General features: G+C 54.7%; 15 protein-coding genes. 12 read left to right on the forward strand and 3 right to left on the reverse strand.

The genetic code is table 11. The features are described 5' to 3' along the window. Positions 1-20 precede the first annotated feature (20 nt). Complete coding sequence (locus EYY67_RS06275) at positions 21-1001, reverse strand: VirK/YbjX family protein (RefSeq protein ID WP_095925739.1); 981 nt, start codon at positions 999-1001, stop codon at positions 21-23. 295 nt (positions 1002-1296) lie between these two features. Here EYY67_RS06275 and phoC point away from each other — a divergent pair, with 295 nt between their 5' ends. The 5 genes from phoC to EYY67_RS06300 all read left to right on the forward strand — a co-directional run bounded on the left by phoC (position 1297) and on the right by EYY67_RS06300 (position 3830). Further along, complete coding sequence (gene phoC / locus EYY67_RS06280) at positions 1297-2034, forward strand: acid phosphatase PhoC (protein WP_095925740.1); 738 nt, start codon at positions 1297-1299, stop codon at positions 2032-2034. Between the two features lie 173 nt (positions 2035-2207). Further along, complete coding sequence (locus EYY67_RS06285) at positions 2208-2699, forward strand: Hcp family type VI secretion system effector (RefSeq protein ID WP_131693088.1); 492 nt, start codon at positions 2208-2210, stop codon at positions 2697-2699. Positions 2700-2713: 14 nt separating this feature from the next. Next, positions 2714-3238, forward strand: coding sequence for a DUF2778 domain-containing protein (locus EYY67_RS06290; protein WP_131693089.1), 525 nt, complete (start codon positions 2714-2716; stop codon positions 3236-3238). Next, on the forward strand, positions 3216-3518 hold the full coding sequence (locus tag EYY67_RS06295; RefSeq protein ID WP_131693090.1) for a hypothetical protein: 303 nt from the start codon (positions 3216-3218) through the stop codon (positions 3516-3518). Before EYY67_RS06290 ends, EYY67_RS06295 begins: the two co-directional genes overlap by 23 nt. Continuing rightward, a complete protein-coding gene (locus tag EYY67_RS06300; RefSeq protein ID WP_131693091.1) occupies positions 3519-3830 on the forward strand; it encodes a hypothetical protein in 312 nt (103 codons plus the stop codon). Between the two features lie 49 nt (positions 3831-3879). On the opposite strand, the gene EYY67_RS06305 is transcribed toward EYY67_RS06300, so the two are convergent. After that, complete coding sequence (locus EYY67_RS06305; protein ID WP_131693092.1) at positions 3880-4962, reverse strand: oxidoreductase; 1083 nt, start codon at positions 4960-4962, stop codon at positions 3880-3882. Positions 4963-5183: 221 nt separating this feature from the next. On the opposite strand from EYY67_RS06305, the gene EYY67_RS06310 reads away from it, so the two are divergent. Further along, entirely contained in the window at positions 5184-6251 is a 1068-nt protein-coding gene (locus EYY67_RS06310; RefSeq protein WP_119824325.1) for a sugar ABC transporter substrate-binding protein, read from the forward strand. Positions 6252-6260: 9 nt separating this feature from the next. Next, entirely contained in the window at positions 6261-7508 is a 1248-nt protein-coding gene (locus EYY67_RS06315; protein ID WP_095925743.1) for an LVIVD repeat-containing protein, read from the forward strand. Positions 7509-7528: 20 nt separating this feature from the next. Here the strand turns inward: EYY67_RS06315 and EYY67_RS06320 are convergent, their stop codons facing one another. Continuing rightward, on the reverse strand, positions 7529-8452 hold the full coding sequence (locus EYY67_RS06320) for a DMT family transporter (protein ID WP_119824321.1): 924 nt from the start codon (positions 8450-8452) through the stop codon (positions 7529-7531). A gap of 141 nt (positions 8453-8593) precedes the next feature. On the opposite strand from EYY67_RS06320, the gene EYY67_RS06325 reads away from it, so the two are divergent. The 5 genes from EYY67_RS06325 (at position 8594) to EYY67_RS06345 (ending at position 14053) form a co-directional block, all read left to right on the forward strand. Continuing rightward, on the forward strand, positions 8594-9322 hold the full coding sequence (locus EYY67_RS06325; protein ID WP_131693093.1) for a 2-phosphosulfolactate phosphatase: 729 nt from the start codon (positions 8594-8596) through the stop codon (positions 9320-9322). Positions 9323-9446: 124 nt separating this feature from the next. Beyond that, a complete protein-coding gene (locus tag EYY67_RS06330; protein WP_131693094.1) occupies positions 9447-10892 on the forward strand; it encodes a DHA2 family efflux MFS transporter permease subunit in 1446 nt (481 codons plus the stop codon). A gap of 48 nt (positions 10893-10940) precedes the next feature. Next, positions 10941-11831 (forward strand): dihydrodipicolinate synthase family protein, encoded by an 891-nt coding sequence (locus EYY67_RS06335; protein ID WP_131693095.1) that lies wholly within the window; start codon positions 10941-10943, stop codon positions 11829-11831. Positions 11832-12075: 244 nt separating this feature from the next. Further along, positions 12076-12483 carry a hypothetical protein gene (locus EYY67_RS06340; protein ID WP_131693096.1) on the forward strand — a complete coding sequence of 136 codons (408 nt, stop codon included), beginning with the start codon at positions 12076-12078 and terminating at the stop codon, positions 12481-12483. A 208-nt stretch (positions 12484-12691) separates the two neighbouring features. After that, entirely contained in the window at positions 12692-14053 is a 1362-nt protein-coding gene (locus EYY67_RS06345; protein WP_131693097.1) for an SrfA family protein, read from the forward strand. Position 14054 lies beyond the last annotated feature (1 nt).

The raw sequence follows: 14054 nt of genomic DNA on the forward strand, positions 1-14054 counted from the left end.
AAAATACGGGGAGTCTGCGATCAGGCTTCCAGTAACGATGCGGTGCTCTCATGCAGTTCATCGAGCAAGGCATAACGCTTGCGGTATTCAGAGCGTTTTTTACTGGCGATCTCATCCATTGGTTTGCGCGGCAGTTCCGCCGGTACCTGATACAACGCCGGGGAACAGCGGGTGGCGCTGATGGAATCCCAGAATTCGTTATAGCTGGCGACGAAGACGTTTTTCTTACGATGACGGTAACGCAGGCTGCGGAATACGTGCCCGGTGTCGCTGACGGCCAGAATGTGTTGCACGCCGGTGTGTGCCGCAAGACGTTGCAGGCTTTCCAGCAGCAGCCGTTTCGGGAACAACCCGTAACAGGATTTGGTCGCCTGCTTAATCACCTCATGCGGCGTCGACCGGTGTGCGCCCTGGAACCCGCCGACGATCAGGGTCAGCCCTTGCGGACGCTGCACCACGCTGAAGGTCAGCGCGGCGAGCAAGGTCTCCTCCATATAGAGGAACATATTGGCTTCACCTTCCCGCTCCGATTTACCGATCGATCCCAGTACCACATGGAAAGCTTCGCCGTCTTTGCCGGTAAAGCGGGTGATGGTGTTACCCGTTGCGCTCAGAAAGGTGTTGCGTAACGCCACACTGTCGAGACTTTTCACAAAGTCATAGTGATCGACCAGCGCCGCCGCACGTCCGGCAGAGGGCAATCCGAGATACAGATAGGGTTTGTGAATTTTTCCCGGCAGCTTGGTCTGCACGGTGAAAGCTTCGTGCCACAACGGCTCGGCGGCCATTTTATCCAGCACTTTTAAAGTATCCAGCGGATGCAGCAAGGCGCGCACGGCGTACTTCACGCGGTACATGCGGTCGCGCCACAGGTTATCCGGCACGCACGCCCCGCTCAGCAGATCCCTGAAAAGGGTGAATCCGCTGCTTTTTTTGCTTGTCTGTTCAACGGGGAAATTGCCGCTGAGGGATTCGGTGTCGTTGAGTGGTGAGTGTTCCATGATGTCTTCCCGGTGCCAGAAATCATCACGTTATCACCGGATTTTTAAACATCTTTACAACGTGGTTTTAATGAGAAGCGAGGCTGTCAGATTAAGTGCAGGCTGTTTAGCTGCCGTTTATCCGCACGACAAAAAACCGTGGCAGAGCCAGATAACTATTCATAAAAGTGATGAGTTTCTCGTTTTCAGACATCGTCCACACACCGCAGGCGATAATTTGGTTTACTCAGATGTGTTGGGAAATGTTACGAAAATGAATTCGTAATGATCATTCAGCAGTTGTAAGGAAACCTTGATGAAAATTATTTCTACTTTTTGCCTCGCCAGCCTTTTCTCTGTCAATGCATTCGCCCTGACCGGCAATGACGCGACCACCAAACCAGACCTTTATTACTTAAAAAACGATCAGGCGATTAACAGCCTGGCACTGCTTCCGCCACCGCCAGCGGTAGGCAGTATCGCGTTTCTGAACGATCAGGCCATGTATGAACAGGGCCGTCTGTTGCGCTCAACGGAACGCGGCAAACTGGCGGCAGAAGATGCCAACCTGAGCGCCGGCGGCGTAGCCAATGCCTTCTCCGGCGCATTCGGCTCGCCGATCACCGCCAAAGACACGCCGGAACTGCATAAATTACTGACCAATATGATCGAAGATGCCGGTGATCTGGCGACCCGCTCTGCCAAAGAAAAGTACATGCGCATCCGTCCGTTTGCCTTCTACGGCGTCCCGACCTGTAACACCACCGAGCAGGATAAATTGTCGAAAAACGGCTCGTACCCGTCCGGCCATACCTCTATCGGCTGGGCCACCGCGCTGGTGCTGACCGAAATTAACCCGCAACGTCAGGATCAGATCCTGCAACGCGGTTTCGATTTAGGCCAGAGCCGGGTCATTTGCGGCTACCACTGGCAAAGTGACGTCGATGCCGCGCGCATTGTCGGCTCCGCCGTTGTCGCCACCCTGCACACCAATACGGCTTTCCAGCAGCAACTGCAAAAAGCCAAAGAAGAGTTTGCGAAACAGCATCCTTAACAGGGTCTGACCTCTCCGGCTTTTGCCTGTACAAAAGCCGGGGAATTTCAAAAAAATCACTTCCCTTCTATACTAAATGTCTGAAAATCATCATTTTTACAATGACCGCTAATTGCCAACTCTTTGCCACAGGCATAACGTAATCCCCTCACATAAAACAAAGGGATTGCATTATGGCCGTACCTGCTTATTTGTGGTTATACGATTCAAAAGGGGTATTAATCCACGGGGGTTCTGAGATTTTAGGTCGTGAAGGTGCCATTGAAGTACAAAGTTACACGCATGGGCTTTCTGTTCCTTTCGATGGTAATACCGGGCGATTAATGTCAACCCGTGTCCACCAGACGATGGGACTTGTCAAAGAGTTTGATAAATCTACGCCTTATCTTTATCGCGCGGTGGCGACCAATGAAAAGCTGCAAACAGCAGTGGTCAAATGGTATCGGATTAACGCAGCCGGGATGGAAGAGGAATATTTGAATATGACAATGGAAGGCGTCCGTCTTCTGCACATCAATCCTCATATGCACAATTTCAAAAATGCAGACGGACAGGCCAGTATTCCCACTGAATCAATTGGTCTTGGATACCAGAAAATCACATGGTTATACCTCGATGGATATATCAGCTTTACCGATGAGTGGAATTCAAGCCTGTATGCATAATATGGAGTTCAGGGATGATTTCGTGCAAAGTGGATTTTAATCGCCTTTATGAGGGCGGAAAAATTGCGAAACTTTATTGTGCCGGGGTGGGGATCTTTCCTGTATTTTCCGGGCTGGATTCTTTATTAAACAGGCAAGGATGTTCAGACATAAAGAATGGCCCTATTCCACCAGGAAAGTACTGGATTGTTGAACGCCCTAAAGGCGGCCTGAATTCCTGGATTGAGCAAATGAGAAAGGAATGGAAAACGGGTAATGATTATGATTCATGGTTTGCGCTTTATCGGCAGGATACGCTGGTGGATGATTGGACCTATCTTGGGACAAAAAAACGCGGTAATTTTCGACTTCATCCTCTGAGGCCCGACGGTACGGGGGTTTCTGATGGATGTATCACCTTCTACAACCATGCTGATTTTAATCTTTTGCGTGTTCGGCTTCTTCAGGCTCACACAATGATGATTCCCGTCTTAGGCCAAAAAGCGTTTGGAGAGGTTGAGGTTTTTGGAGATATCAATGCGCCATGCATACATTTTTAAAACATTAAAAATTGGGTGCCGGTTGCTATTGTTCATTGCAATAACCCGCTTTTTGACGCCTTTAAACGGCTCATTCATTCACTACATTTATTTGATAACAGATCCTGTTGTGGCATTTTACCGGACTGAACTGGGGTTCGATTTCGGTGATCGCTGGGATATGGAAGAACTGACTTTTCTGATTTTCGCGGTGACTGTGACGTCAATTATCGCTGTGTGCAGTATTGCAATTATCGAAGCCGTTTTAAAAAAACTGATGAACATTTTCCACAGGACGTAAATGAACAACACAGTATTTTTTAAGATAGCGGTGCGGCTGGCGCTTTTTATTTTTATAGATTATTACCTTTTGTCGCCCTTCCCCGGCTGGCTGATTGATTTTGAATACATCAAATCGATAGCCATCGCGGATTATTTCGATCAACTGATGAAGCCAGATTACGGAGAGCCGCCGTGGCCTGGATTGCAGGATGATACTTTTGTCCTGTTGCTCTTCGTTACCGGGTTAATCCCTACTTTATTGATAATGGTTATGATTGAGGCAATGGTGAAGGCAGGCATTAAGGTCTTGAAACGTGAAAATAAACAGTAAACCCGGCTGATGCCGGGTTTACTGTTCAGGGAATTAAACACCCGATGTCTTATTTATTCTCCACAAATTCAAACGCCAGCCGCAGTTGTTCGGCGTCAGGATTTCCCGGCAGCAGATGGATGGATTCGCCCGGTTGCAGGGTGCGTTCAATCAGGCGGGAAAGCTGTTGCTCATCATGAATATCCACCTGTAACGCCGCCAGACTCACCGGCAGATCCAGCACCTTGTACAGTGCGGTTAACTGCGTCACCACTTCCGGCTGATTGAGCAAGGCGCTTTGCACCAGAATGCCGTAAGCCACTTTCGTGCCGTGCAGGAAAGCATCGGTTTGCGGCAGCGCGGTCAGACCGTTATGCACGGAATGCGCGGCGGCAATGCGTGTGAAACGGTCGCCCAGACCACCGACTAATCCGCCCCCTGCAATGATCGCATCCAGTACATTCAGGAAAGACTGCGTCAGCTGGTTATCGTCCTGCGCCTGCAAGGCAGCTTCGCTTTCATTGAGTAACACGTCGCGGATCGTCAGCGCGGTATTCAGACCGAGCTGCACGGTTAATGGCAGTTTTTCCGGCTGCGGACTGAGTACGACCGCTTCGTACCATTTCGCCAGCGTGTCGCCGATCCCGGCCAGCAGATACGCTTTCGGCGCGCGCAGGATAATGCGCGGTTCGACCAGCACCAGATGATTGGCGTCGTTAAAGATTTCGTAACGCAGCGCCTGCCCTTCGTCGTTATACCAGACGGAAAGCGGCGTCCAGGCCGCACAGGTCGCGGCGATGGTCGGGATAGCGACAACCGGCAATCCCAGACGTCGCGCCACGACTTTGGCGGTATCCAGCACCGCCCCGCCGCCGATACCGATCACTACCTGACGGTCATGGCCGCCGATATCCACAATGCGCTGCACTTCGGTTTCGCTGCAATGGGCTTTGAACAACACGCGCTTTGCCTGCGATGCGGTAAAGGCTTCCGGAAGAAAATCCTGTGCGGCCACCAGGGCGCGCTCGCCGTAAATCCACAGGGCTTTATCCAGCTGTTCCGGCGTATAAAATTCTGCAAGGCGGTCGATCGCACCGGGGAAAGAAAAATAGTTGGCGGGGCCGGTTACCACGCGGATATCAGTATCACTCATGGGGAAATCCTTAATTTAGAAGCTGTTAACATCCTACGCCCGGACATCCGGATGGCTAATACTCTTTGGCATTAACTTATGCCTTTTCGTTCGTTGCCAAGTGTTACCCGGTCATGAAAACTCGGACAATCAATTCATTAACCCACTATAAAAGCCTGCACAAAGGGCTCGCGTGAATTGTCCTCCCGTTAAATGATGATTAACCACACAGGGTAATAAACATGAAACTGTTTTCTGCTTCACTGCTGGCATTAAGCCTGCTCTCCGTTTTTCCTGCTTTCGCGGCAGACACCGCGCCGGTGCCGAAAGCGATAGCCGACCATAAAGGGCCGGTCCGCATCGCCGTGATCCGCAATCTCGGCTCCGATGACAACACCACGCAGTTTGTCTCCGGCGCCATTCAGGAAGGCCGCAAACTGGGTTTTCAGGTCAGCACCTTCCTCAGTAACGGCGACGACGCCAAATTTCAGGATTTCGTCAATCAGGCCATCAGCCAGAAATATGATGGCATTATTTTGTCACAGGGGCGTGATCCTTATTCCACCGACCTGCTGAAACGCATTACGGCCAGTGGCATCGCGGTATCGGTGTTCGATACGGCGGTGAACGGTGACATTCCCGGTGTGACCGTTACCCAACAGGACGACGCCTCGCTGACCGATCTTTCCGTCGGGCAACTGGTAAAAGATTTCAACGGCAAAGCCAATATCGTCAAACTGTGGGTGGCCGGTTTCCCGCCAATGGAACGTCGTCAGGATGCCTATAAAAAAGTGTTAGCCGCCAGTCCGGGCATTCATGAACTGGAATCGGTCGGCGCGGTGTCTTCGGATGTTCAGGGCGATACCGCCAATAAAATCGGCGCACTGCTGGCGAAATACCCTAAGGGCAAAATCGACGCCATCTGGGGAACCTGGGATGCGTTCAGTCAGGGCGCGTACAAAGCCTTGCAGGAAAATGGCCGCACCGAAATCAAACTCTACAGCATCGATATTTCCAATCAGGATATCGGCCTGATGCGCGCCGCAAACAGCCCGTGGAAACTGAGCGTGGCGGTAGATCCTAAACTGATCGGCGCAATCAACCTGCGTCTGGTGGCCAACAAAATTGCCGGTGAGAAAACCCCGGCGACCTATGAGTTTAAAGCGGCGGCCATTCCGCAGGCGTTGCTGATCAGTCATCCGGATGCGGTGAACGTCGCGTCGCTGGCGAAAGTGATCCCGGGCTGGGGCAAATCCGATGATTTCATTGCGCCGTGGTTCGCCACCCTTGAAGCGCAGCATAAAAAATAAGGCCGGATTATGACAACGCAATCTCTCCCGACCCCGGAGTACAGCCGTAATATGCGGCTGATCGGTCACAGCGATCAGGGTGGAAAACCGGACGGCGTGCAGGTGATGGTTCACCGTGGCTACGCCTATATCGGCCATATGGTGTCGCAGGGTTTCTCCATTGTGGATGTACGCGACCCGAAAAATCCGCGCCCTGCCGGTTTTGTGGCGGCACCGCCGGGCACCTGGAATGTGCATTTGCAGGCGCACGACGATTTACTGCTGGTGATCAACGCCCGTGATTTGTTCGCGGATGTGCGGTTCGCCGATGAAAAAGTCTATTACACCCGCTCCGTCAGCGAGACGGTGCAGGGTACGCAGCAGCGTGGCTGGAGCGCGGGTGTGCGCATCTTCGATATTTCGGTGCCCGATCAGCCAAAAGAAATCGGTTTTCTCGGGCTGGAAGGCATCGGCGTGCATCGTATCTGGTATGTCGGCGGGCGCTGGGCGTATGTGTCCGCGCTGATTGACGGCTACAGCGATTACATCTTTCTGACCCTCGATCTGGCTGATCCGCGCAATCCTCAGGTCGCAGGACGCTGGTGGTTGCCGGGTATGCACACCGCTGGCGGTGAAACGCCGGACTGGCCGGAGGGCAAACGTTACGCGCTGCACCACGCGATCATCAGCGGCGATACGGCGTATGCCAGCTGGCGCGACGGCGGCCTGACATTGCTGGATATCAAAGACCGCACTGCTCCGCAGCTGATTTCGCACCGCAACTGGAGCCCGCCATTTGGCGGCGGCACGCACACCGCGCTGCCGTTGCCCGACCGTGATCTGCTGGTGGTGCTGGATGAAGCGGTGCTGGATAATCAGGAAGATGGCGAGAAACTTATCTGGCTGTTCGACGTGCGCGAGCCGTCGAATCCGGTCAGTATTTCGACCTTCCCGCAACCGGAAGAACGGGACTACGTCAGCAAAGGGGCGCACTTCGGACCGCATAATCTGCATGAAAACCGGCCGGGGAGTTTTATCAGCTCAACGCTGATTTTCGCCACCTATCAGAATGCCGGTGTGCGGGCATACGACATCAGCAATCCGTATCAGCCGAAAGAAACCGGTGCGCTGGTGCCCGCCGCGCCCGCCACCATGATGGATAAACGTCCCGGCAGGCCGCAGGTGATCCAGTCCTGTGATGTCTTTGTCGATGCACAAGGCATTATCTACAGCACCGACTATAACGGCGGATTATCCATTATCGAATACCTCGGCTAATCCCCTGCCCGCGCCTGAGATTATTTGGTTTCAGGTGCGGGTGTTTTCGGTTTTCCGGCCAGCGATTTTCCCGGACTGAGTACCAGCCAAACCGCCAGACAGATCAGAATGCCACCGGCAAAGAACCCTTCAGACAGCGTTTCATTCAGCAGCAGATACCCCCAGAGGATGCCGAACGGCGGGATCAGGAATGTCACGGTCATGCTGCGCAGCGGGCCGATATCGGCAATCAGCCGGAAATACAAAATGTACGCCCACGCGGTGCAGACGAAACCGACTGCCAGCACACAGAGCCACACCAGCGGCTGCGCCCAGGTCACCGGCGCTTCGGTAGCCGAGGTATAGAGGAAAAACGGCAGCAGGAACAATGTGGCACCCAGCTGACTGCCGGTAGCCACCAGTTTAGGATCCAGCCCGCCGCGTTCGGTGATCCAGCGACGGGTGAGGAAACCGGCGACAGCATAACAACCGGTCGCCACCAGACAGGCTATCACCCCCGCCAGCAGTTGCGGGACTGATTCTGCGCTGCCGGTGGTGGTCAGCAAGGTAATGCCGAACAGGCCGGTCAGCACGCCGAGTGCTTTTTTAAGCGTCACAGTTTCATGGAAGAACAGGCCGCCGAGCACGACCCCCATCAGCGGCGTGGTGGCGTTGAGAATGGCGGAATACCCCGCCGGAAGCCAGCGCGCGGCCAGACAATACATCAGGAACGGCAAACCGGAGTTGATCACCCCAAGCAGCAGCGAACGGCCGAATTTTTGCTGATAATCGCGCGGTGTTCTCATCACCGCGAGGATCACCACCAGCCCGATAAATCCGAACAACACCCGGAGAAACGCGGTATTAATGGCCCCGAACGCCGGAGACGCCACCCGCATAAACAGAAAGCTGCCACCCCAGATCGCGGCTAACAGCAACAGACGGCAATAATCACCACTTTTCATTCACATCCCCTATTGAACATTATCTGATGTCTTGTTTTATTGATGTATGCAGACCGCTAAAATTGTGTTGTTCAGTGTAGTTAATTTACTTCCTGACAAATCCTCTTTTTCTTGCTTTGTTATTCTCACCAGGGCGCTTCAATGACTGATTTTTCGCAAACTGATTTTGATGTTCGTCTGGAATGGGGCGCGCAGGCGGTGGAGCATCTGGCGGCGGACGCCGACTGCATCGTGATTATCGATGTGATGTCGTTTTCCACCTGCGTCAGTATCGCAACAGACTCTGCCGCTACGGTGTATCCGTATCCGTGGAAAGACGCCAGTGCGCAGCAGTATGCCGTTGCGCGGGATGCGCAATGCGCGCAGTTTGACCGGCGTTTTCAGGGGCCGGGTTTCACGCTTTCGCCCTGCTCTTTGCAAAATATCTCCGCCGGAACCCGGCTGGTCCTGCCTTCCCCCAACGGTTCCGCATTGACCTTTGCCGCCAGAACCCATGACGCCGCGATTTTCACTGCCTGCTTTCGTAATCTCACTGCCACTGCCCGCGCCTGTGAAAAGTATCAGCGCATTCTGCTGATCCCCGCCGGTGAAAAATGGCCGGATAACAGTCTGCGTCCGGCGATTGAAGATCTCGCCGCTGCGGGAGGATTGGTTGCCCGTTTGCCACATCGCGTTGTTTCCCCTGAAGCCCGTGCGGCCCGTGCGGTGTACGACAACCTGCCGCTGGCGGAACTTGAACAGTGCGGCTCCGCAAGGGAGTTGTTACGCCGTGGTTTTGCTGCTGATGTCGCCCTGTGTCTGCAGGAGGATGTGAGTGATTTTGCCTGCCCGTTACAGGGTGAGTTTTTTACGGCGGTAAGCGGCGCGTAAAAAACCGCTCTTTTTGATCCTCGTCTGATCTATAACCCGCATAAAGGTGTGTGATAGGTTTGATACTTATCATCTATCTTTTGCTGCATCTTGCAGCGACGTCGTTTTATCCGGGACAGAATACATGAGCCAGAGTAAATCGGATGCGTCAGAACATCCGCAGGAAGAGTCCGCCGTCAGTTCGGGTCTCTCCGTAATTGCTTTATTGGTGGCAGCGGCTTTTTTCATGGAGTTCATTGACGGCACGGTGATTGCCACCGCGCTGCCGCAAATGGCCCTGTCGTTCGGGGTTTCCGCTGTAGATCTGAATGCCGGGATGAGCGCCTATATGCTCACGCTGGCGGTGCTGATCCCGGCCAGTGGCTGGGCGGCAGAACGGTTCGGGGCGCGGAATGTGTTCACCTTCGCCCTTGCCGTGTTTACGCTGGCTTCCCTGTTTTGTGCCATGGCCAGCAGCGTCAGCGAATTTATTATTTTGCGCATCATTCAGGGGATTGGCGGTGCGCTGATGGTGCCGGTCGGGCGTCTGACCGTACTGAAAACCACGCCGAAACCGCAGCTGATTAAAGCCATCGCCACGCTGACCTGGCCCGCGCTGGTCGCGCCGATCCTCGGGCCGCCGCTCGGCGGGTTCATCACACACTACGCCTCCTGGCACTGGATTTTCTATATCAATGTGCCGCTCGGGATCATCGCCATCATGCTGGCGTGGCGGTTGTTTCCGCAGGAACCTGCCGAAGAGCCGAAGCATTTTGACAAGCCGGGGTTTGTGCTGACCGGGCTGGCGATGCTGTCGCTGGTGACAGGTCTGGAACTGATCAGTCAGGACCATATTTTATGGACCACTGCGGTGCTGTTGTTGCTGGCGGGCGCGGTGCTATCGGTGCTGGCTGTTCGTCATTTGTACCGCGATCCTGCCCCGATGGTGCATTTAGGTGCGCTGGTGATCCCGACGTTTCGTATCAGTATGGGCGGCGGTTCGCTGTTCCGGGTAACCATCAGCGCCGTTCCTTTCCTGCTGCCGCTGATGTTGCAGGTCGGTTTCGGGCTGGATCCCTTCCATGCCGGTTTGCTGGTGCTGGCGGTGTTCGCCGGGAATCTGGCCATGAAACCGGCGACCACGCCGCTGATCCGCCGTTTCGGTTTTCGTCCGGTGCTGGTGGTCAATGGCCTGCTCAGCGTGTTTTCGCTGCTGTTCTGCGCGTTCCTGACGCCCGGCACGCCTGACTGGCTGGTGATGATATTGCTGTTTCTCGGCGGTCTCAGCCGTTCGATGCAGTTTACGGGTATCAGCACGCTGGCGTTTTCCGACGTACCGGCGAAACAAATGGCCGACGCCAATACCCTGTTCAGTACGGTCTTGCAGCTTTCCGTGGGGCTGGGGATCACGGTGGGCGCGCTCGGGACCCGTCTCGGTGAACAACTGGTGGATGCACTGCACTGGGGATCGGTACCGGGCATGAGTTTTAAAGTGGCCTTTATCGTGATTGCCGTGCTGACGCTGATCGGCTGGCTGGATATGTTGCGCCTGAAACCGGATGCCGGATCATCGGTATCCGGCAAAAAGTAAATCACTGCTCTATGATAAGTCTGTTCATTCACCCTTCCGGAGAACCCGATGTTCACAGGATTAAGTGCGTTTCCTCTCACACCGCTGACAGATAAAGGCATTGATGAGAAAGCCTTTGTCAGACTGATGGAAAGGCTGGCAGAGGCCGGTGTGGATTCGATCGGCGCGCTGGGTTCGACGGGCAGCTATGCCTATCTGAAACACAGTGAACGCGACCGCGTGGCGCGACTGGCGGTGGAACATGCCAGAGGGATCCCGGTGATGGTCAGCATCGGGTCGGTGCGTACGTCCGATGTACTGCATCTGGCGGAAGATGCCCAGCGGGCGGGCGTCAGCGCGGTGTTACTGGCTCCCGTGTCTTATCAGAAACTGACGGAAGACGAAGTGTTTACGCTGTATGAAACCGTCAGCCGACATCTTTCCGTGCCGCTGTGCGTTTACGACAATCCGGCCACCACCCATTTTGATTTTTCCGATACGCTTTATGCGCGTATCGCGCAACTGCCTCACGTCGGCAGCATCAAAATCCCCGGTCTTTCAGCGGATCCGCTGACCACGCGCCAGCGGCTGGCAGCACTCCGCCCGCAGGTGCCTGCGCATGTGACGCTGGGCGCGGCGGGCGATCTGGCGGCGGCAACGGTGCTCACCGAGGGCGGCGATGTGTGGTATTCGGTGATTGCCGGATTGTTCCCGGAAATTCCGCTGGCGATCACCCGCGCGGCGCAAAGAGGCGATGCGCAGACTGCGCAGGCGCTGTCTGCTCAGCTGGAGCCGCTCTGGGCGCTGTTCCGTTCACACGGCAGTTTGCGTGTAGTGGCTGCCGCGGCGGAGATCCTCGGGATAGTGTCTGCGCCTTGCTTACCGTTACCCCTTCAGTCGTTGTCGGGCGATGCGCGTCAGCATCTTACTTCCGTGCTGGATACCTTATTTCAGCACTGAAGCACGGACTGAAATACGGGGGGATTATTAACTAAGTTCCTTTCTAAATCTAATGACATTCACAGCGTGAATGTCATTATCTTACAGCCTGTTACCCTGCCGTTTTATCCTTGCGCCATATCACTTTTTTCTGATTTTCAGGGGTCGGAATAAACGGCTTTCTATTATTATGCGTCGCGGCGGAAAGGCTATTTTCCGCCGCGCGGAGAGGTTTGTTTTTAACTGAAAGTCAAAAGGAATGATAATGCCATACGGTGATAATGGTCAGGGACTCTTTCGCAGAGGGCAGCTTGAGCAACAAATAATCAGAACCACCAAATTCTCGATTTACGCGCAGGCGGTGTATTGCGTTAACAGAATGCTGCGCGAGGCCAATGTGGGTATTTCGGAGCAGGCGTATCAAAGCATCTCACGCAATATTACTGCGGTGACAAACGGACGCCTTTACGAAACATCGGCTTCACTTTCAGAAGCGCGGGTATTTGCACGTGATACTGTGGGGGCGATAAAAGCCGGTGATTTTAAATCGGCGGCGATCACCGCCAGCGGCGTGGCGATCAACGCCATTGGCGGGCCGCTGTTTTTTGGTCATTATGACCGTAACAAACTGATCGCAATAGAACGCCATCTGTACGATAACTTCCACCTGTAATTTTCTGACCACCACATGGGGGCTGACAGCGCGTTTTGCCCCCGTACGGGTTTCCCTTCTTTTACATCGCGCTCACGCCCTAAACAGCCACCCTTTTTGTCGCTTATTCCGCCGTTTGATTTCGCTTAAATCGCCTAGAGTGGCAGCATCATGAACCTTTTCTGCCTGTGCGCTGATGCCGGGCAAAACCAATAAAGGCTATTCAGGCGTGGCAAAATCATTTTTACGCAGTGGCAGTCTCAATGACATCCTTGCGCTGGGCGAAAACGGGCAACCGGTTTACGCCTCAGCCCTGCAATTACGCGAAACCTTACGTCTGCGTAAACACCCTGTGATTGCCGATTGTCTGGCGATCCCGCAACTTAACGAGGCCGGTGACCGCCTCGACTGGTATTCCCCCCGTGAAGGCAAAGTGGTGTCCTGGGCGGCGGCGACAGATGCTGCCCGCGCTTCGGCCTTGCGTCAGCTGGAAAATTGTCTGGAAGTGGTCGCGCAAATCAGCAAGGCAGCAAAATCCTCTGAAAAATCCGCCAGTCAGTTCTTCGGGTCCCTGCTGGAAAAGGCGTTTCGTTTCCCGGACCAAAACCATGTCTATCTGGTCGGTGGTCAGCCGGTGCTGACGTTCTGGGGCTTTGTCAGTCTCGACAGCACCAGCAATGCCGATCCTTTTGCCGCCCTGCGTGACACCCTGAAAGCCGATGAGCCGCTGCCGACCTTGTCGCTGATGGCTGAAAAAATCAACGCGCCGGAACCGGTGGTTGAAGCGCCGGAACCGGTACGGGTGATCAAAACCATCGAGGCCCGTGCGGCTGAGCAGGAGGAGATGAAACCGGAACCGGTTGCCGCCCCGCGCCGCACATTATCGCCATTAATCTGGGCGCTGCCGGTGGCGGCGCTGGTGGTGGCCGGTTCGGCCGCAGGCTGGCTGTATTCGCGCACGCCTGCGCCAGCAACTGACACGGTGAAAGCCGCCGTGCCGAAACCTGAAGCGGTTAACCCGCCGGCAGCACAGCCTGCGGTGATCGCCCCGCCGCCGGTGGCGGCAGAAATCAACGCGCCGGAAGTGAAAACACCGGAACCGGTGACATTGCCGGTCGCGCCTGCGGCGGTTGTCCCTGCGCCGCAACCGGTAGCGGAAGTGGAAAATACACCGGTTGTCGCCGAACCGGCCCCTGCGCCGGTCAGCAAGAATGCGCTGGTGATGCCGCCGGACGCGGTAAAAATCGGTTCCACCAAATTCCTTAACGGTAACTGGAATGTGGTCGTCGATATCAAAGATCCGGTGACCGGCAAACCGCCGGTGCTGCGTTATCAGTTCAAACAAGGTCAGGGTACGGTGAAAATCACTTACGGCGCGGGCGTGACCTGCCGTGCGGCGGCCAATGCCGGTCTGATGCAATCAGGCAATCTGGTGATTAACAGCCGTTACAGGGCGAAATGCAGCGACGGTTCCCGCTATCAGATGCCGGAAATCAGCTGTACTCAGGGCGCGACCGGCGCTGCCGTGTGTCAGGGCCGTTATACCGGCGACACGGTTTACCCAATGACGATTAAGCGCGAAGGTAAATAAC

The organism is Rahnella victoriana (assembly GCF_004330295.1).
In the GTDB taxonomy this organism is placed as follows: domain Bacteria; phylum Pseudomonadota; class Gammaproteobacteria; order Enterobacterales; family Enterobacteriaceae; genus Rahnella; species Rahnella victoriana.

Coding starts and splice junctions, on each gene's coding strand:
- EYY67_RS06275 (WP_095925739.1), bottom strand. CDS start 1,001: ATGGAACACTCACCACTCAACGACACCGAATCCCTCAGCGGCAATTTC.
- phoC (WP_095925740.1), top strand. CDS start 1,297: ATGAAAATTATTTCTACTTTTTGCCTCGCCAGCCTTTTCTCTGTCAAT.
- EYY67_RS06285 (WP_131693088.1), top strand. CDS start 2,208: ATGGCCGTACCTGCTTATTTGTGGTTATACGATTCAAAAGGGGTATTA.
- EYY67_RS06290 (WP_131693089.1), top strand. CDS start 2,714: ATGATTTCGTGCAAAGTGGATTTTAATCGCCTTTATGAGGGCGGAAAA.
- EYY67_RS06295 (WP_131693090.1), top strand. CDS start 3,216: ATGCGCCATGCATACATTTTTAAAACATTAAAAATTGGGTGCCGGTTG.
- EYY67_RS06300 (WP_131693091.1), top strand. CDS start 3,519: ATGAACAACACAGTATTTTTTAAGATAGCGGTGCGGCTGGCGCTTTTT.
- EYY67_RS06305 (WP_131693092.1), bottom strand. CDS start 4,962: ATGAGTGATACTGATATCCGCGTGGTAACCGGCCCCGCCAACTATTTT.
- EYY67_RS06310 (WP_119824325.1), top strand. CDS start 5,184: ATGAAACTGTTTTCTGCTTCACTGCTGGCATTAAGCCTGCTCTCCGTT.
- EYY67_RS06315 (WP_095925743.1), top strand. CDS start 6,261: ATGACAACGCAATCTCTCCCGACCCCGGAGTACAGCCGTAATATGCGG.
- EYY67_RS06320 (WP_119824321.1), bottom strand. CDS start 8,452: ATGAAAAGTGGTGATTATTGCCGTCTGTTGCTGTTAGCCGCGATCTGG.
- EYY67_RS06325 (WP_131693093.1), top strand. CDS start 8,594: ATGACTGATTTTTCGCAAACTGATTTTGATGTTCGTCTGGAATGGGGC.
- EYY67_RS06330 (WP_131693094.1), top strand. CDS start 9,447: ATGAGCCAGAGTAAATCGGATGCGTCAGAACATCCGCAGGAAGAGTCC.
- EYY67_RS06335 (WP_131693095.1), top strand. CDS start 10,941: ATGTTCACAGGATTAAGTGCGTTTCCTCTCACACCGCTGACAGATAAA.
- EYY67_RS06340 (WP_131693096.1), top strand. CDS start 12,076: ATGCCATACGGTGATAATGGTCAGGGACTCTTTCGCAGAGGGCAGCTT.